The sequence below is a fragment of the Mesorhizobium huakuii genome (assembly GCF_014189455.1).
Lineage (GTDB): Bacteria > Pseudomonadota > Alphaproteobacteria > Rhizobiales > Rhizobiaceae > Mesorhizobium > Mesorhizobium huakuii_A.
The window spans coordinates 4,283,702-4,305,484 of sequence record NZ_CP050296.1 but is presented as its reverse complement, the minus strand read 5'-3'; the positions used below and the strand labels follow the sequence as shown (position 1 = coordinate 4,305,484).

The following is a 21,783-nucleotide window of genomic DNA, read 5'->3' as shown; positions in this document are numbered from 1 at the left end:
CGCCCGGCAAGTCAATGCCGTCCAAGGTCCACAGAGCCGAAGGAAATCGAGGGGTTAAGAACATTTTCTGATTCTGAAGGACTGTACCGTTGGCGGGATTTGGCCCGCTCCGAGCAATTGCTTCTACCTGTTACGGCTTTCAGTCCGTTTCTTAGTCTCAATGGCTGTCGCCACAGCCGCCTTTTGACGTTGCGCCTCGAGGCGCGAGCCAGCGAAGCCGCCGCTATATAGTGATATCCTCATCCAATGTCGACTCCTCCCAACCGTGCCCATAGCTTGCACCAAAGTCGCACCCCGCGCACCCCATCAGAAGGTCTCGACCCAAGGCCTGAGCTCCATTTCCCAGGTCCAGGCGCTGCGGTGCTGGCGATGGATGGAGAGATAGGCTTCGGCGATCGCGTCCGGCGACAGCCGGCGATCCTGCGTATCGGAATCCCCAGCGGACGCGGCCGACGCAATGGCGCCATCGATGATGAAATGCGCGACGTGGATGTTCTTCGGCGCCAGTTCACGGGCCATGGACTGGGCCAGTCCGCGCAAGCCGAATTTCGGCATCGCAAAGCCGGCGGAGCCGGCGAACCCCTTCACGCTGGCCGTCGCGCCGGTGAAGAGGATTGAACCCGAACCCAGAGCCACCAGCCGGCGGGCTGCCTGCTGGCCGACCAGGAACCCACCATAGGCACCAACCAGCAAAGCCTGCCGGACCGCCTCGGGATCGAGTTCGGCTATCGGTCCGCGGGCGCGTCCGCTGGCGTTGAAAATCACCAGCGAGAGCGGACCGGCCGTGTCGGCGACATCGAACAGGTGCTCCACCGACGCGGGATCGGAGACATCAATCGCCACGGCCTGCGCGCCGGTCTCAGCCTGCAATGCACCGAGCTTCTCAATGTTGCGGGCGGCCAGAACGACGCTGAACCCTTCCTTTGCGAGGAGGCGCGCCAGCGAGGCGCTCAAGCCGGAGCCCGCACCGGCGATGATTGCGACATTGGATGTCATGAGATCTCTCCTTCTTTCCACGGGACTGCGGTCGATGGTCGGCGAATGAGCTGTATTGAAACTTGCCGGATCAGCATGGCGACGGCAACGCGCAAGACGCCAAGAAAAAGGCCGGGCGCGAAAACGGCCCGGCCAAAAAGAAGGTGATAACCTTCAGAGGGGAACACCGTTCGGCGAAATGGGAGGAAAACACCGACCAGATTTTTCTCTTTTGGACCGATTCCCAAACGGATACGACGAACGTTTTTCTAAAGATCAGCCAGAATGGCGAAAATCCTGTCCTTTCTTCGCCAGCAAGCTCAGCCAACCCGGCTTTCCCCTTCGAGCAGATCCGCATAATGGCGGCGCGCGACGTCGGGATGCGAGCGCAGCCGGCTTTTCAGCACATTGCTTCCGACATCGCGAAACAGCGGATTGTCCGGATCGCTGGACGGCCCGCGCGCCTGCGCCGCCAATTCCTCGGAAAGGCCAAGCAGCGGGATCGTCGCATCGAGCCTGGCGCTGAAGAAGAACGGCACCGAAATGCGCTCGACGCCGGCGGGCGGCGTCACGACGCGATGCACGGTCGCGCGCAAATAGCCGTTGGAGGCCAGTTCGAGCAATTCGCCGATGTTGACGACGAGCGTGCCGGGAATGGGATCTACATCGACCCAGGTCCCATCATAGTCGACCTGCAGCCCCTTGTTGTCATCCTGGAGCAGCAGCGTCAGAAAACCGCCATCCTTGTGCGCGCCGACACCCTGATCGCCGCCGGTCGCATCGCGGCCGGGGTAGCGCACGATCTTCATGCGATGGTTGGGCTCGCTGCTGTAGATCGGGTCGAACGCATCCTCGGGCTGATCGAGCGATTGCGCGAAAGCCTTCAGCAGCCGGATCGCCACGGCCGTCACCTTGCTCTGCCAGGCAAGCAGCGCCGGTTTGAGATCCGGCAGCGCCGCGGGCCACTGGTTCGGTCCTTGCAGCCGCGTCCAGGCGGGAACTCCCGGCCCTTGCGCGATTGCCTGCCGCTCGACGCCGACGTCGAGCTGTTCGCGCCAGTCCTCCTTGCCCTTGGTCAGTTCGCCGCCGGCGCGGGTGTAGCCGCGAAACTGCGAGGACTTGACCATCTCGATTGCCAGCTTGTCGGCCTCCGGCAAGGCAAAGAACTGGCGCGATGCGGTGAGGACCTCGCTGATCTCCGCCCAGGAGATGCCATGTCCGGCCAGATAGAAAAAGCCGATGTCGCGCGAAGCGGAACGCAAGTCGGCCAGAAATGTCCGGCGCTCCGACGCGCCTTGTTCAAGACGGCTCAGATCGAGCACAGGCACTATTCTGGGCATATCAAGCTCCTTTCCCAGCGCTTTCCGAGGCGTTGCTTGAAACCGCCACCCGAAAAACCCAGTCGATTGAACATCCGGGCACATTTCAGCGACCATAGCCGCCATCAACGCGCGCAAGTCTCATCGACTTCAGCTTGCCGGGAAAGAAACGATCGGCCCTTCGTCGCGGCCGTGACGAACAATTTTTCCATTCACAGGGGCAAGCGGATGACGATCGCGATCCATTCAGGAGAATTCAGGCGGAGCGGGGCCGCCTTGTCTCGCACCGGCGTGCTGCTTCGGTACATGACCGTCATTTCAGCCGGCAAATCCAATGCCGACGAGCGAAATCTTGCGAGTCGCCCGCGATTTTATTGGCCACATCACGGCAGCTATCCGCCCCTTTCATCAAACACTGCGAAAATAAATATAAAATAATATTCGTAGTATAATTATGATTGCGCACAAAATCAGATGACTGAACAGTCGCTGATATTGGCGACCACCTTTCAGCTACCCGTTCCTGCCGACTTGAGAGCTATTGCCTTGAGGGCGACTATTCCGGCCGGCGTTAATCGCTTTGGTCCCGCTCCCCTGAGGGGCCGATCGCTCAAGAGGAGATCTCGAGATGGACGGGTATGACGAATCGATGTTCGACGACCTTGCCTTTGATGAAGCGGAAGGCCCTGCCGACAGCTACGACGAATTCGACGAAATGGACGAGGGCGATGGCTTCGATGAGGCCGACGAAGGCGACGAGTTCGACGAAGGCGACGAATTCGAGGCCTCCGGCTTCGACGAGATGGACGCCGGCGACGAATTCGATGCCGGTGACGAGTTCGACGAAGGCGATGGCTTCGATGAAGGCGATGAGTCCGACGACGATGCCTGGGACGAGGCCATGAGCTACGCGCTTGCGGCTGAAGACAGCGACGAGTTCTTCCGCCGCATCGCCCGAGGCATTCGCGGCGTCGTGCGCACGGTCCGGCGTGCGGCTCCCACAATCGGCCGCATCGCCCGCGCCGTAGCGCCGGTCGCCAGCCTTATTCCCGGCGTCGGCACCGCGGTTGGCGGCGTCGCCAATGTCGTCGGCCAGTTGATGGCGGACGAGGCTTCCGAGGACGAGGCGCTCGACGCCTTCGCCGAGCTCGCTGTGCGCAATCGTGCCGCCATCCCCGTGGTGGCCGCGCTTGCGACGCGACGCGTGCTTGGCCCGGTGGCCGCACGCATGCCCGCGGCCGTACGCACCCAGGCAGTTCGCACCGTGCGCAGGGCCGCCACCCAGCTCGTCAACCGTGGCGGGCCGACCGCGATCCGCGCTCTGCCGCGCATCGCCAGCAGCGTCCGCCGTACCGCCGTCACGCGCCGCACCCCGGCATCGGTCCGGCCGCTGGTTCTGGCACGCACCGCGCGTCGTGTCGCGGCGCGCGGGCAAGGTCTGCGCCGGCAGCTGACGCGGCCCTTGCAGCGAGGGCGCCAGATCGTGCGCCGCACCGCGGCGGCGGTTCGCGCCGGCATGGCTCCGGGACGCAACCTGGCGCGTATCGCCGGGCGGGCATTGGGACGGACTGCCGGCGGTTGGCCAGGCGGATATGGCCCAAATCACGGGCGCCGGCGGCGTATCGTCATCCGCGGTCCGGTCAGCATCACCATCCGGCCCAACTGAAACCCTGTCGGTGCAACAAGAAGGATCGCGGCGATGCGCACGGGTTCTTCGACCAGGCGGTTCCTGGACACCAAGCTGCGGGCGCTGAAAGCGCGCGCACAGCGCCTCAACCGCCTGACACCGAGGCGCATCGGACTTCGTCCCGAAGACCTGCCCTATGCGCCGTCGCGGGCTCACTTCCATGCCGCCAACAAGCGGTTGGCGACCATCGGCAACGCCATTAGCCGGCATATCGCCGAGATCGAGCGCGGCTGGCCGCCTGCCACCGCACAGGCCGCGCTCACCCAGATGGCCATGCTCGACCGCAGGATCGATCGGCTGCGCCGGACCTTCGGCATGTTCTTCGAGGTCATGTCGCAGCGCGGCTCAGGCTTTGCGCCGGCGCTCGCCGCCCATGATGCGATCGCGCTCGACTGCTACACGGTCGTCCGCGCTGCCCTGCCGGGCGTCTTCGGCGGTCCCCTCTTGAAGCCGCTGACCTATATGGAACATGGCTATTCGCCGGCGACGCAGCGTCGCGGCGTCGCACTTGCCCGGTTGCTCGGCGACAGCAATCCGTTCCCGGTCATCCGCGTTCCCTGGGATCGCGACAATCCCTGGCAGTCGGTCTTCCTGCATGAAGTCGCCCACAATCTGCAGGCCGACATGGGTCTGTGGCAGGAGAACGCGCAAGCGGTCGCCAACCGCCTGGCCTCGATGCGATTCGATCCGCTGGTGGTGACGATCCTGCGCCGCTGGCATAAGGAAATCTTCGCCGATCTCGCGGCGCTGCTGCTCGGCGGCACCGCGTCGGTCTGGGGCATGATGGAGTTCCTCGCCCATCCCGGCGCGCGTGCCCTCACCTACCGCCCCGGCGGGGCGCATCCAACCGGCTGGATCCGGGTTCTGATCCTGACCGAGATGCTGCGGCGCATGGGCTTTGCCGCCGAGGCGGCGCGCGCCGAACGCGTCTGGCGTGGCCTTTACAATCCGGCGCGCGGCCACAGGCTGCCTCCGGCTCTGCTTGCTTCGGTCCCTCGCCTCATTCCGGCGGTGGTCGATGAGATTGCCTACCAGCCGCGCCGGGGTCTTGGGCAGCACGCGCTGGCCGACGCCATCCCTTTCACGCGCGCCGACGAAGCCCGCATCCGCCGCGGCGGAATCCTGATCGCGGCCGGGCAAGTGCCCGACCTGCCGCCACGTTTTCTTGTGTCGGCCAGCCGTTTCGCGCTGGAAGCCGGCGCCGAACCGGACGCCATTGCCAAGCTTGTCATCAGAAACCTGGCCCAGCGTCAGGCAAACCGACGGCCCACTGCGCAACCGTCCCCAGCCGCACTCGTTGCATGAGGTGAGATGTCATGGTCGACGTATTTACAGCCGCCGCCAGCCCGGTCTCGAAATTTCGGTCTCCTGCCACGGTTGCCGTGGACAATCTGCTGCGCAAGACGCTGCGCGTCAGTGACCCGCGCGATCCCGACCAGATCGCCAACGCTCTCTTGAACTTCTATCCCGAGGAAGCAGACCGGGATCGACGCGAACAAGCCGGCCTGCCTTATTCGAGCGTGCCCGACTATGTGCCGCAAGCCCGCAACACGGGCCCGTCCTCCGTCGAGATGGCGCAGGCGCAGGACGATCTCGAACGCGACCTGCAGACGCTTTCGACCTCCTCGCCACTGAAGGACATCCGCATCGAGATGATCGGCTGGGGCCGTTCGATCCGGCAGCTCGCCAATGATGGACTGGCTGCCGCCAGGCTCGCTCTCGATTCGGTCAATCACGACCGTGCCATGTCGGCACGCCGCCAGCTCGGCGAGTATTCGCGCCTGGCGCGCTATGTCGGCACGCTCACCGACGGCAGCGCCATCCTGTTCAGGCGGTTTGCCCAAAGCTGCGATGTGCTGGCCGGGCTCATTCTTGTCGCCATCGGCGAGGGGCTGGCGTCCAACGGCATCACCCGCAGCACCTCGATCGTGCGTTCGGCGGCCGGAGAGCTGCAGGCACGCCGCAACGCCGTCATCATGGCGCTGCGCAGCCTGACCGGTTCGGTTGAAAGCACGCTTGGCCAGGAAGACTGGCCACGCGGTATCGAAGCCTACCGCAATCTGGTGCAGCAGTTGGAGGCCGGCGGCCAGGCAGACCTGCGCGCGCTGCTGGAGGAGAACGCGCTGTCGCAGGCGATGGATGACCTGGTCGACCTGTCGACCGGGGCAAGCGTCGAAGGCTTGCGCGAGCTGTCGACCGCATCGGCAATGCTGGTCCACCGCTTCCAGCGCCTGATCCAGTTCGGCCAGAGCATCCCGGTTCCGATCGACGTGCCGATCACCTCAGGCCCACCGGAATCACCGCCGCTGGTGGCATTCGTCTCCAGCCTGCAGCTCTTCGTCGATGCGTTCGTCGCCAAGGGCAGCTCGCGGCTGCTCTATGTCGCCCGGCCGCCGATCATCGTCTACGGCCTCTACGGCGCGGGCGGCCCCGACCAAGGCGCCATCCGCCTGATGAACCTCACCATCGCGCGCGGCTTCCTGCTCGAGCAGGTCGACTGCTTCGCCGGCTGCGGCTGCGACGACGACGATATCAGCTGCCAGGTGCTGCTGGATTACCTGCTGTTCCTGCTCGACAGGGCGATCGACCTCTATGCGGTCGGCACGGATCCGGACGGCCTCGGCGAACAGGAGAGGCGTGCGACCGCCGTCGGCATCGTCGTCGACGCGGTGCTGGAGCTGACCGACCAGTTGCAGAACCCCGGCGTGCTTTTGTGCGAATTCAGCGACAAGCTGAAGAGCAAGCTCGGCACGATCTCAGGCGAATTGCTCAACCCGTTCGGAGGTCCCGGCGCCTGGGATTCGAGCCTGAAAGGGCTGATTGTGCGTGAGTTGCGCACCTTCTACCAGGCGGAGGACCAGACCGAGCGCCTGGTGCGGTCGCTGACCCCGCAATGCGACTTCAACGTCTTCAATTTCCGCAACAACCAGTCGCTGATCCGCTGGATGATCCGCCGGATCCTCGCCGATACGTTCGGCCAGGGCACCAATCTGCCGAGCCCGGTCCAGATGCCGTCGCCGATCGCAAGCTCAATGGCGAGCATGGGGCAGAACCGTCCCGACTACTGGTCGGCCTGAGTGGGCAGCAGAGGAGCACGACAATGGCTGCGAAGATTCCGTTTCCCTACCACCCGGCCAACAAGTTCCACGCCGGGGTCAAGGCCCGCTTCGAAGTGGAGGCCGAGACGCCGCAGTCGATCGATCTGTTGACCGACAAGGTCGACAGCGGCAGCAAGGGGACCCAGAAGGCCATCGGCGACGTTGCCAAGGCAATCAAGGGGTACCCCGACGGTGAACAATCGAAGACCCTCGACCGCTTGACCGTCGCGATCGAAACCATTGCCTCCGCGCTGAAGAACCAGCCCAATGGCGACACCATCGACAAGAAGCTTGGCGAGATCAGCAAGGCGATCGACAGGCTGGATGAAACGGTGCAGTCGCTTGGCCTGCGCGACAAGGACAATGTCACGGCACTCTATGCCGCCGCTGTCGACACGTCGGGCGACATCGTCGGCCGGACGAACGCCGGGCTCTGGTTCAACCACGCGAAATTCATGTCGTTGCAGGACATCGTGACATTCCAGAAGGGCAAACCGCAGGAAAATCGCCGCAACGAGTTCGTCAAGCGCCTTCGCGATGCCAACACGTTCAGCAGCGGCCTGCCCGCGGTCGTCACCGATAGCGAACTGGTGCGCTTCTTCGACCTCGCGCCAGCCGTGATGAATGCGATTGCCGCCAGCCAGGACGTAGCGTCCGGCGGGCAACCGCCGCCAAGTGCCTGAGAACCCAAGTGCCTGAGAACCCAAAGTGCCTGAGAACTATGAGCCGCCAATTCGAGCAAGATGAGGTCTGATTATGGCTAGTGAATCCAACCAGGTCATCCAGCGGCTGTTCCAGCGCTTCTTCAGGGACGAGCTGGCGGGTTTGTCGCCGGCTGACCGCGCCGCTTTCGAGAGCGAATTCGAGGGTCGGTACGGGGAGTTGCTCGACCGCTCATCCAGCAAAGCAACAACCAGTTTCGCCGATCTGGTCGGCTTCGGCGATGGACCGGTCAAGCCGTTCGATGCGCTGCAGATGCCGCTGCTGCGCAATGATTTCGACGAATCGATCATCCCGCCGCAGCTTCAGGCGTCGGCCGAGCTCTATTACATCTACCAGATGGACCGCATGAAGCTGTTCCAGGTGGTCGATGTGCTGCGCCGGCTGTTCCAGAACGGCCAGATCCGCATCCAGCGCGGCCCTGGCGCGCGCGGGCTCTATATCCTCGAGAAATGGCGGCCAATCCGCTACAAGCGCCGCGACCGGCTGATCGCCTATCGCCGCGTCTTCAATTATGGCCGCGCACCGGTGCCCGCAGGAGCCATCGTCAACCGCAGCTTCCACTTCCAGCTGGTCGCCTTCATGAATGCGATGTCGCAGTACTTCCAGGATCTGACCATCGGCCAGGTTATTCGCGGCAGCTCCACCATCAACGACCGGCCTTTCGCAGCGCTGGCCACGGTGCAGCGCGTCGGCACCGATCTGCGCTATCACCTAGACCGTTCGAGCTATGGCAACATCCTGGCTCTGACCCGTGAAACCGGACAGTATGTGCAACAGATTTTCGAGTTGTTCGACGCACCGGACATCAAGAAATCCTTCGACGCCAACACCAAATGGGACGTTATCGAAGCCGTCGCCAACCGTCATCTGGGCGGCGCCACCGAGATGTCGGAACGCGCCAAGATGGCCGATGCGGGGCGGCGAATCCTGCAATACATCGCCGAAAACGATTTCCGCACGACGATCACGCCGGCGGAGTTCGACGCAGACGCCAAGAAAATGGGTTCGCAGGCCGATGCATGGCTGGCCGCCTACCGGCTGACGCGCGAAGGGCGCCGCTTCCCCGGCCTCGATGGCGATCGCGTGCATTGGTCATATGGGCTGAACCGCAACACCGCGTCGCGAATAGCCGCCTGAACCGTTCGCCGGGACTGAAGGGTGTCAGCGATGGACCACCAACTTGCTCTTGCGGAGCGTTTCGCGGCCAAGCCGCCGAACATCGTCATCGACGCCCCGCTGGCGTTGTCACCGATGGGGCTGCTGGTGACGGTAACGCTTTCGCAATCAGCGCGGGTGTGGCTGCCGCGCGGCTTTTACACCTTGCTCGACAACGACGAATACTATCGGCGTCGGCCCGATCAGATGGGAGGCGGTTGGCTCGCCCCCGGCACTCGCGATGCCATCCTCAAGGAACTGGCGCTGGAGCTCGAACCATGGCGCCGGGCGTGGCAGAACGGCCGCCTGTCATCCCGGGTGCACTGGATCGGTGACGCCCAGTATGAAAGCGCGCTGCCCGAGCGTGAGGAAACAGCCCTGTTGCCGCGCTTTGAAGGGTGCTGCGCCGCGCTCGAAACACGTTTTGGCGATGTCGCCGGCACCGCCGCTCCGCTCGACGAGTGCGCGCGCGACGTGGTCGCGCTCTCCGCCGCGCTTCAGCCCGACAGCACCTATGTTCTCACCATCGCCGGCAATGACGGCGCCAGGCCGCCATTGTGCGACTATCTCGAACGGCTGGCATTTCCCACCAAACGCCATCCTGGAGCAACCCCCGGATGGTCCGGCCCGGCGCTCTGGCCCGCTGCTGCTCCAATCGCCGCGAGCGGCCGCAATGCCGCGATCGTGCAGGTGGTCGCGCCGGTCATCCTGGCGCTGCCCGACGGCTGGAGCGAGACCGACTGGGCGCTGGAAGATCCGGCCGACCATGATGACGGGACGCCGGACGATCCTTGGCGCAATGCCTGTGCGCTCTGGTACGAGCTGGTGCCGAAGGAGGCTGCGGCATGAAACCGCCTCGCATCCACCCGGTCCACGGCCTGCGCACCAATGCGCGCGACCTGGTGATGATCAGCGTCGCCGGACAGGTCGCCTCGCCGACCGAGAGGGGCACGCCGTGGCGGATCGGTTATGACGGCAGGCCGCGCTCGCTGCCGGGCACCGGCGGCATCGTGCTCAACCATCGTGTCGGCGACCCCTGCGTCGGGCTGGCCGGCGACCATGTCGAACCGGCGGTGTCGATCCGCAACGAGGCGCGCGCCGCCGGCGGCAGCCCGGACGCCGCCAACCAGGCGCTGCAGAGCTATTCCTGCGTCGGCAACCACGCGATCGTGACCACAGGCCGCGCCGCCGGCGCACGCGGCGTGGTGACCGGCAAGCATGGCGGCGTCGACACCGTGCTGATCGACTTTCCGCTGCCGGCGATGCGGCAGATGGCGATCGGTGACCGCATCCAGGTCTGGGCCTATGGGCTTGGCCTGCGCCTGACCGATTATCCCGACGTCGCGATCTGGAACTGCTCGCCGCGGCTGCTCGCCCGCTGGCGGCCAGTCGAGCGCAACGGCCGGATCCACGTCAAGGTGACACACCGCATCCCCGCCCGCGTCATGGGCTCGGGCCTCGGCCGCAACAATGTGCTGCGCGGCGACTACGATATCCAGATGTCGGATCCTGGCATGGTGCGGCGCTACAAGCTCGGCTCGCTGCGTTTCGGCGACATTGTCGGGATCATGGACGCCGACAACCGCTATGGCCGGTCACGGCTGGGCGGGCATGTGTCGGTGGGCGTCATCGTGCACAGTGACAGCACCGTCGCGGGTCATGGCCCAGGCGTTGTCTCGCTACTTTCAGCGCCGGCCTCGATTCTCCAGTTGGAGCTCAGCCCGGACGCCAATATCGCGCGCTACCTGGACATTCGCCCACCCCGACCGGCACGGCCGTCCTTTCCCTTGCCGACCGTCGAGCAAAGGGAACGAACCGTGGCAAGGCTGCGCCGGCGGGCGACGGCAGCGGACCCAAGCATGGTGGCCGGATCCGGCTAGATCCGAGCCCGGGCGGAGAAACGAGTTACGAGAAAGGGATCGGCATGTCATATCTCGACGAACAACTCGACGCGCTGGTCAACGAGGCCGCGCAAACGGTCGCTCACCGCTCGCCATGCGGCTGCTCGCGCTGTCGCCGACAACAGGGCTTTCGCGCTGTCGAGGTCAGGCGCCGGCATTTTCCGAGCTGTGGCTGCGGCAGTTGCGGGGATGCCTCTTCGTTTGATGAGACAGCCATACGGCGCGGGCGAGCCCGCGGCCGGCGCGCGGCCAGACGTCGGTGCGGGCGCGCGGGTCACAACTGCCGGGCTGGCGCGGCTGGACGCCGCCGGTCTCGCTGGCTGCGATCGACGCGGCGCGCACCGCCGCCAGCCGGGGCGGACGCGTCGATGCTTTGTTGCGGCCGTTCCTGGCGCCAGGGCCGCAGGTCTATCGCATCACCCGCGCCGGCATCGACCGCGACCGCCCGCTCAGCATCGGCATGACCAAGGGCAACAATTCGATCGCGCAGAGAATTATCGAGCACTATCGGCAGCCGAGCCGCGCCGACCCCAGAGTAAACACCGCGATCCGCAATCTGCAGCCGGGCCAGATCCTGGTCCAGGCAGCCCGGCTCACCCGCCAGGCCATGCATCCAAGGCGGGCCAGGAACTACGAAGGCTGGCTGCAGGACCGGGAGCGCCCGCTGCTCTACGACCCCAACAGCACGACATTCGATGAAATGGCGCTGATGCGCAACAATTGAACGAAGGGAGATTCCCATGCACGGGCAAGTCGCACCTCATGCAAGGTCGGTATGGGCCGACCTCGACGCCATCGTTCTTCAGGAGGTCAAAGCACTGCGCGCCGCCTCGCCGCGCCCGGCTGAAATACCCTTCAACTCCGACGAGGAATTCATGGATCTCGCGGCGGCCTATCTCGAAGGCCGCGGCGACGAGGCTCATCTTTTGATGGAGCGACTGCGAGGCTTGCTCGGCCTGACTGCAAGTGCTGACGCGGATCAGGCTGAGGCGTCGCAAGAGTCCGCGCATGAAGGTGGGATGGATGATGCGGTGCAACCGGGGGCCATGCCCGTGGATGGCGCGACGCCGGAGGCCGAACGCGAGCAAGACACATGATGCTTTTTTCGCCCACCCCCTTCGAACTCGACCGGCTAGCCGACGAAGCGGACTATGCGGTGGTTGGGCCGACTGACGGGCGCGCCAGGGTCACGCACACCAACCGCTTTCCACACAGCGCGGTCTGCCACATCGAGCGCGATTTCGGCGATGGCAGGATGACCGGCTGTACTGCCTTCCTGATTTCGCCGACGCGGCTGTTGACCGCGGCGCATTGCATCACCAGTCCGATCCGGCAACGGCTCGGCCTGCCCAATCTCGCCGTGCGCATCCGTGTCACGCCGGGTCGAGCCTCGCGTGACGCGCGGCCGTTCGGCTGGCAGTGGGCCAAGCAATGGCACGTCAACCCGCCATACCGCCGCCGCCCGTCTGGCCTGCACGATGTCGGGCTGATCGAGCTTGAGCGGCCCTTTTCGCCATCGCCCGGACACTTCCAACTCTGGTCGCCGAACCGCCAGGATCTCGAGAGGCTTCGCAGCTCCCGGCTCCTTCACATTTCGGGCTATCCGGCCGACAAGCCGGACGGCACGCAATGGGAGCATTCCGAGCGCCTGGACCGGATCACGGAACGGCAGCTTTTCTACAGCGTTGATACCTGTCCGGGACATAGCGGCGCTCCAGTCTGGATCCATCGCCAGCAGGCCGGCCCACCGGTGGTGATCGCGGTTCACACCGCCGGTCCGCGTCCACATTCGGGTGGTGCCTGGGGGTGCCGGCCTGGGGTGCCGCTCGCCCCGGCCGGCCTGTTCAACCGAGGCGTCAGGCTTACCCCCGATCTCTTGCGCTCGATTCGCGCCGGATTCAGGCGCTGAAAGGTGAAAATTGGCGACCCGACGATGATTTTTGGAATGCTAATGTTTCGGAAGGTGTTATAGTCGCAACCATCTATGCAGCTTTCATACTGGTTGCGCCGGGGTTCGGCGGCGCGGCAGTTTTGTTAGGGCGCCAGGGCTTGTGATTGTACTGAGTTTCCTGCCAACTGGGGCGTTCGGCCATGGTTGCACGTGCCGAGAACTTGCAGAGACTTTCCGACTTCGCTGACGAGATTGCTGCGTCACGGAAAAAGTGCGATCCGGAAACGGATACATCGAACTTTGTCGTGAACGGCCATTCGCTGGTTGCCATCCGTTACGCGGACGACGATCGCGGGGATCCAGACGGTCATACTGATCAGCGCCAGCCGGTGGGACGCCTCGTGTGCGCCGGCACGCACTACCTGATCTATGACGCCGTCTACATGCCGGACGTTGCCACCGATCTTCCGCCTTCGGCCGCCGAAATACTGACCCGGCGCGAACTCCAGATCGCCTTACTGATCGCTGACGGCAAGCTGGACAAAGAGATCGCGCGGCAGCTCGGCATCAGCGGCTACACCGTACGCGAGCATATCAGGCGGATCTTCGCGAAGCTGAATATCGGCCGGCGTTCGGCGATTGCATCCTGTGTGCTGGCGGGTCGGGCGGACTTCCGCCATGATGTGCGGTAGGGTCGGTCGAGCGTTTTTTCGAGGGATCGGCACTGAGCAGCAGGTCGCACGGGTCGGCCGGAATGCCGAACTCCTGGCAAAGGCCGGTCGACTTCACCTGATTCCTGAAATAGCGCAGCGCCGAAAGTCCTTGATGGCGCTGTTGCCGATCAACGCCATGCCGGGGGCGCCGGCAGGCTGCTTCCGAGCCAGCGATCGGGCAATGTAAGTATCTCTTCATAGTTGACAAAAACTATGATTTCTGTAACAAACTCCACAAAACAAGAGACCATGGATTTCGGGGAGGCCAATGGCGATACGCGATGTTCTGATGCGCGGGGATCTGGCGCTGACGCCGTCGGAAGAGAAGATCGTCCGGCTGCTTTTGACGGACTATCCGACCTCCGGCCTGGGCACCGCCTCTTCGCTCGCCCGGCGCGCCGGCGTCAGCGATCCGACCGTGGTCCGGCTGGTCGTCAAGCTCGGCTATGAAGGCTTTCCGGATTTCCAGTCCAAGCTGCTGGCCGAGGTCGAGGCCAGGCTGCATTCGCCTTTGTTGATGATGGAGGCGAAGCGGCAAAGCGGCTCCAGCGACAGCGCGGTGCTCGCCTATCTCGATTCCGTCACCGCGGCCCTGCAAAAGGCCACGGTCGCGACGCCGGTGCAGACCTACGAGCGGGCCGCCCGCCTTTTGATGGAGGCCAAGGGCGAGATCGTGCTGGTCGGCGGCCGCTTCAGCCGCCACATCGCCGGCATGCTGGCGGGATATCTCGGGCAGTTCCGGACCGGCGTTCGCGATCTCGGCGTGCTTTCTCCCCAGGCATTCGACACGCTGGCCGATCTCGGCCGCCGCGATGTGCTCGTCGTCTTCGACTATCGCCGCTACCAGCTCGACGTGATGGCCTATGCAAGCCAGGCGGCGGCACTCGATGTGCGCATCCTGCTTTTCACCGACCAATGGCTGTCGCCGATATCAGATCTCGCAGAAGTCACCATCGTCAGCCCGCTCGAAGTCGCCTCGCCCTACGACACGCTGGCGCCGGCGATCGCGCAGATGGAAGCGCTTACCGCCCACATCGTTTCGACGCTGGGCGACGACGCCCGGGCGCGCATCGAGAGGATCGAGAAAGTGCGGCACGCCAATGCGGTGACGCTCGACAGCGACCCGCAAGAGAACGGCAAGCGCCAGACATCCGAACCGCGCAAGACAGCCGGACCCAAATCAGCAAAGCAGGACGACCAGGCATGACCCAAGCCTTATCCAAACAGGCCCTACCCAAGCGAGACGAAGCCTTTCGTGCCGGCGAGACGGCGCTGCTGCTCGTCGACATGCAGCGCATCTGGCTGGAGCCGGGCGCCGATCCCTCGCATCCGGAGCGCGGCCCCGACCATTATTTCTACCGGCAGACATCCTCGCAGACGATCCCCAACCAGGAGCGCCTGCTGGCGGCGGCGCGGGCCAATGGCGTCGAGGTGCTGCACACCATCATCCAGAGCCTGACCGAAGATGGCCGCGACCGCTCGCTCGACCACAAGCTGACACCGATCCATGTCGCGCCGAGCCTCCCCGAGGGCCTGCCGGTGGCATCGCTGGCGCCTGTCGGCGACGAGATCATGCTGCCAAAGACCTCGTCCGGTATCTTCAACTCGACCAATGTCGACTATCTCCTGAAGAATCTCGGCATCCGCTACCTCGTCGTGGTCGGCGTGCTCACCGACCAATGCGTCGACATGACGGTGCGCGACGGCGCCGATCGTGGCTATCTCGTCACCTGCGTGTCGGACGCCTGCGCCACCATCACCCAGGAGCGCCATGACATCGCGCTGAAGGCCTTCGGCGGCTATTGCTGGGTCGCCGACACCGACACTGTCGTCGACCGTTTCAACGCTCTGGGGAAAACTGCATGACATCGACCGTCGAGCCCCTCGTTGCCGTCGTCACCACGGATCTCTGCGCCATCACGCGGGGCCGCTTCGTTGTCGAAAGTAGACTGCAGAAAACCGCCACGACCGGTGTCGGCTGGCTGCAGGCCAATCTGTCGATGACGCCCTTCAATTCCATCGTCGTTCCCAATCCCTGGGGTTCGTCTGGCGATCTGCGGCTGATCCCCGATCTCAAGGCGCGCTTCCGCACCGAGCGGACCGGATCGGCGACGCCCTTCGACATGGTGGCGGGCGACATTGTCGAGCTCGACGGCAGCCCATGGCTCGGCTGCACGCGGACCATGCTCAGGGATGCGCTGGCGGAGCTGAAGGCGGCAACCGGGCTCTCCGTCATCGCCGCCTTCGAGCATGAATTCCACATTGCTGACGGCGGTTTCGCGCCGGCGCATTCGATGTCCTTCGCCGCGCTGCGCCGCACCGATCCGTTCGCCCCGAATCTGATGGCGGCACTGGAGGAGGCGGGCGTCGGACCCGAAGTGGTCATCGCCGAATTCGGCGACGAGCAGTTCGAGGTGACGCATGAGCCGGCCGATGCGCTGACGGCCGCCGACCGCGCCGTCGCCATCCGCGAAATCACGCGCGAAGTGGCGCGCAATGCCGGCTGGCGGGCGAGCTTCGCGCCCAAGACCGCGCCCAATGCCGTCGGCAATGGCGTGCACATCCATTTCAGCTTCGTCGACGAGGCCGGCAACCCGGTGACATACGATGCGGCGCAACCCGGCGGCCTGTCCGCCAAGGCCGGGGCCTTCTGTGCTGGCGTGCTGCGCCATCTGCCTGGGATTACCGCCATGACGGCGTCGAGCGTGTCGTCCTTCTATCGGCTGAAGCCGCACAGCTGGAGTTCGTCCTATACCTGGCTCGCCGACCGCGACCGCGAGGCGTCCTTGCGCATCTGTCCGACGGTGACGATCGGCGGACGCGATCCGGCACGGCAGTACAATGTCGAATACCGGGCGGCTGATGCCACCGGCAATCCCTATCTGTCGCTGGCGGCGATCATCCGCGCCGGGCTGGAAGGGCTAAAGGCGGATCTGCCATCGCCGCCGCTGGTCACCGGCGACCCGACGCTGATGAGCGATGCGGAACGGGCAGAACTCGGCCTGGTGCGGCTGCCGGAAACCTTGCCGGCGGCGCTGGACACGCTGCTTGCCGACAAGACCGTCACCGGATGGTTCGCGCCTGTCTTCATCGAGACCTTCGTCGGCCTGAAGCAGCATGAGGCCGAGCGTCTGGCAGGCCTCGATCCGGCCGCCATCTGCGATCTATACCGGACGCTTTATTGATGACTGCGCAGACTGAAAAAGACCTGCTCCCTCAAAAGATTGGCCCGACGCCGTCGAGGTTCTTAACGAGGACGGCCTCTCGGATATCGTCCTGTTGTGCGAGCATGCCTCCAACCACATACCGGTCGAGTATCGGCAGCTCGGCCTCGATGCCAGCCATCTGCAGCGCCACATCGCCTGGGATATCGGCGCCGCGGAGGTGACGCGGCTGTTGTCGGCACGGCTCGATGCGGCAGCCTTCCTCAGCGGCTATTCGCGGCTGCTGATCGACCTCAACCGGCCACTCGGCACCTCCGGAAGCATCCCGGCGCTGTCGGAAGACACCGACATTCCCGGCAATGTCGGCATCGACACAGCGGAACGGGACCGGCGCGCCAAAATCATGTTTTCGCCGTTCCATGACCGGGTCGCCGCGCATCTCGATCGCCGCATGGCCAAAGGCCGCCCGACGCGGATCGTGACGATCCACTCCTTCACGCCGGTGTTCCTGGGTGTCGCCAGGCCATGGCATGCGGGCGTGCTGCATGGCCATGCGGCCGATCTCGCCGAAGCGATCCTGTCGGGCCTGCGCGCCGACGCGACGCTCAACGTCGCGGCCAACGTGCCCTATGTGATCAGCCGTGACGCCGACTACGCCGTGCCTGTCCATGGCGACGATCGCGGCATCCCCGCCGTCCTCGTCGAGATCCGGCAGGATCTGCTGGCGACAAGGTCCGGCATCGAGGAGTGGACGGATCGGCTGGCGGCGGCACTGCCCGCGCGTGAGACGCAGTCAAATTCGTGAGGACCAGCGCCTAACGCGGTGGCGGCCCATTTGAACTGAGCGGCGGAAGAGCCATGACATATGGCCATGCGAAAGCCCGCGCCTCTGGCGGAGGCGCGGGCTTTCTGTCACTGCCACGCGCGGCTCGTCAGGCGGCGCGCTGGCTTTGTTTCGGCCGCAGATTCTGGTTCATGCGGAACAGGTTCAGCGGGTCATAGCGCTGCTTGATCTCCAGAAGCCGCTGGTAATTGCCGCCATAGGCCGCTTCGACCCGGTCGACCTCATCCTCAGGCATGAAGTTCACATAGGCTGTGCCGGCAGCATAGGGTTTGGCCGCCTCATAGAGGTTGCGCGCCCAACCGATGCAGGCCCTATCCATTGCCGGTTCGCGCCAGCGGGCATGGACATTCATGACGAAGTGCGAGCTGCGTTGCGGAAACGCCGTTGCGTTCTGCGCCACACGGCCCGCCGCACCGCCGACATGGCCGATGAATATCTCACATTCCGGGCCAGGAAGCTCACGTATCGCTTCGGTGACGATCTCAACTGCCCTGTCGGGAAGCTGGGTGAAGTCATGGCTCTTCCAGTAGTTGCGGGCGCCGGGGGTGAGCAATGGGTCGAATGCCTGCTGCCAGCCGGTGAACGGGTTGGGGCCGACGACATCGGCAATCGGCGAGCCGATGGCGCGAAGCTTCTTGGTCGCCTTTTCACCTGCCTGGAGATCGCCGCAATAGCACATGGCCAGCACCAGAACATCCTTGCCATGCCACTCGGCCGGCAGGAAGGGCAGCGGCGGCGCTTGCCGCATCACCACCCAGCAGGTCAGTTCGTCGGGCGCCGTTTCGAGCGCCTTGCGATACTCCTCCAGCACCTTCTCGGCATCGGCGAAAGGATGGACGACAAGCCCCGACAGAACTTGCGGACCCATCTGGTGGAGCTGAAACTCGAATGCCGTGACAATGCCGAAATTGCCGCCGCCGCCACGCAGCGCCCAGAACAGGTCCGGATTTTCCGTCTGGCTGGCGCGCAGCAACTTGCCGTCGGCGGTGACCACATCGGCGGAGACAAGATTGTCGATGGTCAGGCCGAATTTGCGGGTGATCCAGCCAAAGCCACCGCCCAGAGTCAGGCCTGATATGCCGGTGGTCGAATTGATGCCGGTCGGCACCGCCAGCCCAAAGGCCTGCGTTTCGCGGTCGACATCGGCGAGCGTGGCGCCGGGTCCGACCCATGCCCGCCGTGCGGCGGGATCGACCCGCACCGACTTCATCGGCGACAAATCGATCATCAGACCGCCATCGCAGACAGCGCTGCCGGCAATGTTGTGGCCGCCGCCGCGCACGGAGACGAGAAGCCTGTTTTCCCTGGCGAAATTCACGGCACGGATGACGTCGGAGGCGCCGACGCAACACACGATCAGCCCGGGCCGCCGGTCGACCGTGGCATTCCACACGGTGCGGGCTTCGTTGTAGGCAGCGTCCCCCTGCTGCAGCAGTGTGCCGCGCAATTGTGCCGAAAGCGCTTCTATTGCCTCGGCGTCGACTGTCGTCTTGCCGCGATCAAGCGTGGTGAGGCTCATGGTGTTCATGGTTTCCTCCCGATTTGCTTATGAGCCGTTCTCCCTCAAACGCCTTTAATTCTGCTCTTATATTAGGTGCCGCGCAAGTTGGAGCAGCTGACGGGAACGGCGCATGGCGGACAAAAATCCTGGCGTGGATGTCACACCAGCAAGCGCTCGCTCGTCATGGGATCGGCACCAACAGAAGGAAGCCAACCATGACCGCAAAAATCGACCTCTTCGCCGCCGCCCCTTCGCTGATGAAGAACTGGCAGCGCTCCTCGATCGAGCTCTCCGCCGCCGCCAGCCTCGAGCACAGCCTCACCGAACTGGTGAAACTGCGTGCATCGCAGATCAATGGCTGCGCCAACTGCATCAATCTCCACGCCACCGAGGCGCGCGAGAATGGGGAAACCGAGCAGCGCATCTACCTTTTGCCGGCCTGGCGCGAGGCCCCCTGCTACAGCGACCGCGAACGCGCCGCGCTTGGCTGGACCGAGGCGCTTACTCGGCTTTCGGAAGACACCGGCCGCGCAGGCGCCTATGAAGAGCTGAAGGAGCATTTCACGGAGGAGGAGCAGATCAAGCTCACCCTGACGATCAACATCATCAACGCCTGGAACCGCATCGCCGTCGGTTTCGGCCTGTATGCCGACCCGGCTGCCGTGAAGGCCGCCCGGGTGGCCGCGGCCTGATGACGAGCTCAGCGGCCGACGATGCGGCAGCGGACTTCGGCCCGCTGCGCCCCAAGCTCATGCGTGTCGCCTACCGCATGCTGGGTTCGGTGTCGGACGCCGAGGATGCCGTACAGGAGGCTTTCATCCGCTGGATGAAGGCCGACCGCGCCGCGGTGCGCGAGCCCGAGGCATTCCTGCGCCGCACGGTGACGCGGCTCTGTCTCGACCAGCTCAAATCCGCGCGGCACAAACGCGAGACCTATGTCGGCCCCTGGCTTCCCGATCCCGTGGTGGAGGAGGACGAAGTGGAAGACGTGACCTTGCCGCTGATGCTGGTGCTGGAGCGCCTGTCTCCGCTCGAGCGGGCGGCCTTTCTGCTGCACGACGTGTTCGGCCTGGGGTTTGACGAGGTCGCGGCCGCCATCGAGCGCGACCCGGCGGCCTGCCGCCAGCTCGCGGCACGGGCACGCGGCCATGTCCGCGAGGCCCGGCCGCGTTTCACGGTGGAAAGGCAACGGGGCCTGGAGCTTGCCGAAGCCTTCTTCACGGCTTCGCGCAACGGCGACATGAAGGCGCTTGGCGCGATGTTGACGACCGATGTCATCGCCCATGCCGATGGTGGCGGCAAGCGTCCGGCAGCCACGCAGCCGGCCCTGGGTTTCGATGCCGTCATGAAGCAGTACGAGCGGGTCGCGGCCTGGTTGCGCACGCACGGCTCGAAACTGGTCCGCGTCGGTTTCATCAACGGCTTGCCGGGGTTCGTCACTCTGGAGGCCGATGGCGAACTCCAGACCACCGCACTCGACATCGAGGACGGCAAGATCGCGGCCATCTATGTCGTGCGCAACCCCGACAAGCTCAGACATCTCCACTAGGCGCCACTCGTCAGGCCAGCCCGAACTTCTCCACGGCGCGCATGATGCCACGCAGTTCGGCGAGGCCTTTCAGCCGGCCGATCAGCGAGTAGCCGGGATTGATCTTCTTCTTGCCGATATCGTCGGCGAGCAGATGGCCGTGGTCCGGCCGCATCGGGATGCGCCAGTCGGCGCGGCCCTCCTTGCGGCGGCGCGCCTCTTCCTGCATCAGGGCGAGGATCACATGCGCCATGTCGGTGCCGCCCTCGAGATGCTCGGCTTCGTAGAACGAGCCGTCCTCCTCGATGGTGATGTTGCGCAAATGGACGAAATGGATGCGGTCGGCGAATTCCTTGACCATGGCGACAATGTCGTTGTCGGCGCGCGTGCCGTAGGAGCCGGTGCAGAAGGTCAGCCCATTGGCCGGGCTATCGACGGCGTTGAGGATGAAGCGCGCATCCTGCGCTGTCGAAACGACGCGCGGCAGGCCATAGAGCGAAAAGGGCGGGTCGTCGGGATGGATGCACATGCGCACCCCTTCCTCTTCCGCCACCGGAATGATCTCGCGCAGGAACCAGGCAAGGTTGTCGCGCAACTCCGTCGGCCCGATCCCGTCATACTCCGCCAAAGCCTCGCGGAAACTGTCGCGGTCATACTTGCGCTCGGTCGCGGGCAGGCCGGCGATGAGGTTGCGCTCGATCTGGTCGACCTGCTCCGATGTCAGCGCCTTCAGCCGTTTCTCGGCCTCGGCGATCCGCGCCGGCGTATAGCTGGCCGCGCCATTCTTGCGTTGCAGCACGAAGAGATCATAGGCGGCAAAATCGATGGCGTCGAAACGCAAGGCGTAGCCGGTTGTCGGCAGGCGATACATGAGGTCGGTGCGGGTCCAATCCACCACCGGCATGAAATTGTAGCAGATCGTCTTGATACCGGCCTTGGCGAGCGTGCGGATGCTGTCGCGATAGTATCCGGCATAGCGCTCGCGTTCCGGCGCGCCGATCTTGAAGGAATTGTGGACCGGGATGCTTTCGACCACCGACCATGTCAGGCCGGCGGCCTCGATGGTGCGTTTGCGTTCGAGCACATCGGCTTCGGGCCAGGCCCTGCCATCGTAGATGTGGTGCAGTGCTGAAACCACGCCGGTGGCGCCAGCCTGCCTGACATGATCGAGTGTCACCGGATCATCCGGACCATACCAGCGCCAGCACTGTTCCATTGCATTTCCTTTTTGCGAGAGACCGGCAACCTATTGTTTGACACCGATGAGTGTCAAACTCAGAACCG

21 protein-coding genes are annotated in these 21,783 nt (G+C 64.6%); 17 read left to right on the top strand and 4 right to left on the bottom strand.

The window, feature by feature from the left end:
* Positions 1–306 precede the first annotated feature (306 nt).
* Both HB778_RS20975 and HB778_RS20970 read right to left on the bottom strand, forming a co-directional pair.
* On the bottom strand, positions 307–996 hold the full coding sequence (locus HB778_RS20975) for an SDR family NAD(P)-dependent oxidoreductase (protein ID WP_183456615.1): 690 nt from the start codon (positions 994–996) through the stop codon (positions 307–309).
* 299 nt (positions 997–1,295) lie between these two features.
* Positions 1,296–2,315: an isopenicillin N synthase family dioxygenase gene (locus tag HB778_RS20970; RefSeq protein WP_183456613.1), complete on the bottom strand. Its 1,020-nt coding sequence runs from the start codon at positions 2,313–2,315 to the stop codon at positions 1,296–1,298.
* Between the two features lie 607 nt (positions 2,316–2,922).
* On the opposite strand from HB778_RS20970, the gene HB778_RS20965 reads away from it, so the two are divergent.
* The 15 genes from HB778_RS20965 to HB778_RS20895 all read left to right on the top strand — a co-directional run bounded on the left by HB778_RS20965 (position 2,923) and on the right by HB778_RS20895 (position 17,431).
* Positions 2,923–3,960, top strand: a complete 1,038-nt coding sequence (locus HB778_RS20965; RefSeq protein WP_183456611.1) for a hypothetical protein — start codon at positions 2,923–2,925, stop codon at positions 3,958–3,960.
* A gap of 33 nt (positions 3,961–3,993) precedes the next feature.
* Complete coding sequence (locus HB778_RS20960) at positions 3,994–5,286, top strand: hypothetical protein (protein WP_183456609.1); 1,293 nt, start codon at positions 3,994–3,996, stop codon at positions 5,284–5,286.
* A gap of 11 nt (positions 5,287–5,297) precedes the next feature.
* A complete protein-coding gene (locus HB778_RS20955; protein ID WP_244661549.1) occupies positions 5,298–7,058 on the top strand; it encodes a hypothetical protein in 1,761 nt (586 codons plus the stop codon).
* A 23-nt stretch (positions 7,059–7,081) separates the two neighbouring features.
* Positions 7,082–7,762: a hypothetical protein gene (locus HB778_RS20950; protein WP_183456607.1), complete on the top strand. Its 681-nt coding sequence runs from the start codon at positions 7,082–7,084 to the stop codon at positions 7,760–7,762.
* Between the two features lie 73 nt (positions 7,763–7,835).
* A complete protein-coding gene (locus HB778_RS20945) occupies positions 7,836–8,939 on the top strand; it encodes a hypothetical protein (protein WP_183456605.1) in 1,104 nt (367 codons plus the stop codon).
* A 30-nt stretch (positions 8,940–8,969) separates the two neighbouring features.
* On the top strand, positions 8,970–9,806 hold the full coding sequence (locus HB778_RS20940) for a hypothetical protein (protein WP_183456603.1): 837 nt from the start codon (positions 8,970–8,972) through the stop codon (positions 9,804–9,806).
* Positions 9,803–10,837 carry a DUF4438 domain-containing protein gene (locus HB778_RS20935; RefSeq protein WP_183456601.1) on the top strand — a complete coding sequence of 345 codons (1,035 nt, stop codon included), beginning with the start codon at positions 9,803–9,805 and terminating at the stop codon, positions 10,835–10,837. Before HB778_RS20940 ends, HB778_RS20935 begins: the two co-directional genes overlap by 4 nt.
* Positions 10,838–11,117: 280 nt before the next feature.
* Positions 11,118–11,582, top strand: coding sequence for a hypothetical protein (locus HB778_RS20930; RefSeq protein ID WP_244661548.1), 465 nt, complete (start codon positions 11,118–11,120; stop codon positions 11,580–11,582).
* Positions 11,583–11,598: 16 nt separating this feature from the next.
* Positions 11,599–11,955: a hypothetical protein gene (locus HB778_RS20925; RefSeq protein WP_183456599.1), complete on the top strand. Its 357-nt coding sequence runs from the start codon at positions 11,599–11,601 to the stop codon at positions 11,953–11,955.
* Positions 11,952–12,767: a trypsin-like serine peptidase gene (locus HB778_RS20920; protein WP_183456597.1), complete on the top strand. Its 816-nt coding sequence runs from the start codon at positions 11,952–11,954 to the stop codon at positions 12,765–12,767. Before HB778_RS20925 ends, HB778_RS20920 begins: the two co-directional genes overlap by 4 nt.
* A 182-nt stretch (positions 12,768–12,949) precedes the next feature.
* Positions 12,950–13,441, top strand: coding sequence for a helix-turn-helix domain-containing protein (locus tag HB778_RS20915; RefSeq protein WP_183456595.1), 492 nt, complete (start codon positions 12,950–12,952; stop codon positions 13,439–13,441).
* Positions 13,442–13,730: 289 nt separating this feature from the next.
* The gene (locus HB778_RS20910) at positions 13,731–14,669 is read left to right on the top strand and encodes a MurR/RpiR family transcriptional regulator (RefSeq protein WP_183456592.1); all 939 of its coding nucleotides are present in this window, start codon (positions 13,731–13,733) and stop codon (positions 14,667–14,669) included.
* Positions 14,666–15,328, top strand: coding sequence for a cysteine hydrolase family protein (locus tag HB778_RS20905; RefSeq protein ID WP_183456590.1), 663 nt, complete (start codon positions 14,666–14,668; stop codon positions 15,326–15,328). The genes HB778_RS20910 and HB778_RS20905 overlap by 4 nt, the downstream gene beginning before the upstream one ends.
* The gene (locus HB778_RS20900) at positions 15,325–16,647 is read left to right on the top strand and encodes a glutamine synthetase (protein ID WP_183456588.1); all 1,323 of its coding nucleotides are present in this window, start codon (positions 15,325–15,327) and stop codon (positions 16,645–16,647) included. The genes HB778_RS20905 and HB778_RS20900 overlap by 4 nt, the downstream gene beginning before the upstream one ends.
* A gap of 94 nt (positions 16,648–16,741) precedes the next feature.
* On the top strand, positions 16,742–17,431 hold the full coding sequence (locus HB778_RS20895) for an N-formylglutamate amidohydrolase (RefSeq protein WP_244661547.1): 690 nt from the start codon (positions 16,742–16,744) through the stop codon (positions 17,429–17,431).
* A 127-nt stretch (positions 17,432–17,558) separates the two neighbouring features.
* Here HB778_RS20895 and HB778_RS20890 read toward each other — a convergent pair whose 3' ends face one another.
* Positions 17,559–18,998 carry an FAD-binding oxidoreductase gene (locus HB778_RS20890; protein ID WP_183456586.1) on the bottom strand — a complete coding sequence of 480 codons (1,440 nt, stop codon included), beginning with the start codon at positions 18,996–18,998 and terminating at the stop codon, positions 17,559–17,561.
* A gap of 188 nt (positions 18,999–19,186) precedes the next feature.
* Here HB778_RS20890 and HB778_RS20885 point away from each other — a divergent pair, with 188 nt between their 5' ends.
* A complete protein-coding gene (locus tag HB778_RS20885) occupies positions 19,187–19,663 on the top strand; it encodes a carboxymuconolactone decarboxylase family protein (RefSeq protein ID WP_183456584.1) in 477 nt (158 codons plus the stop codon).
* Complete coding sequence (locus tag HB778_RS20880; protein ID WP_183456582.1) at positions 19,663–20,520, top strand: sigma-70 family RNA polymerase sigma factor; 858 nt, start codon at positions 19,663–19,665, stop codon at positions 20,518–20,520. Before HB778_RS20885 ends, HB778_RS20880 begins: the two co-directional genes overlap by 1 nt.
* A 10-nt stretch (positions 20,521–20,530) precedes the next feature.
* Here the strand turns inward: HB778_RS20880 and uxuA are convergent, their stop codons facing one another.
* The gene (uxuA, locus tag HB778_RS20875) at positions 20,531–21,715 is read right to left on the bottom strand and encodes a mannonate dehydratase (RefSeq protein ID WP_183456580.1); all 1,185 of its coding nucleotides are present in this window, start codon (positions 21,713–21,715) and stop codon (positions 20,531–20,533) included.
* Positions 21,716–21,783 lie beyond the last annotated feature (68 nt).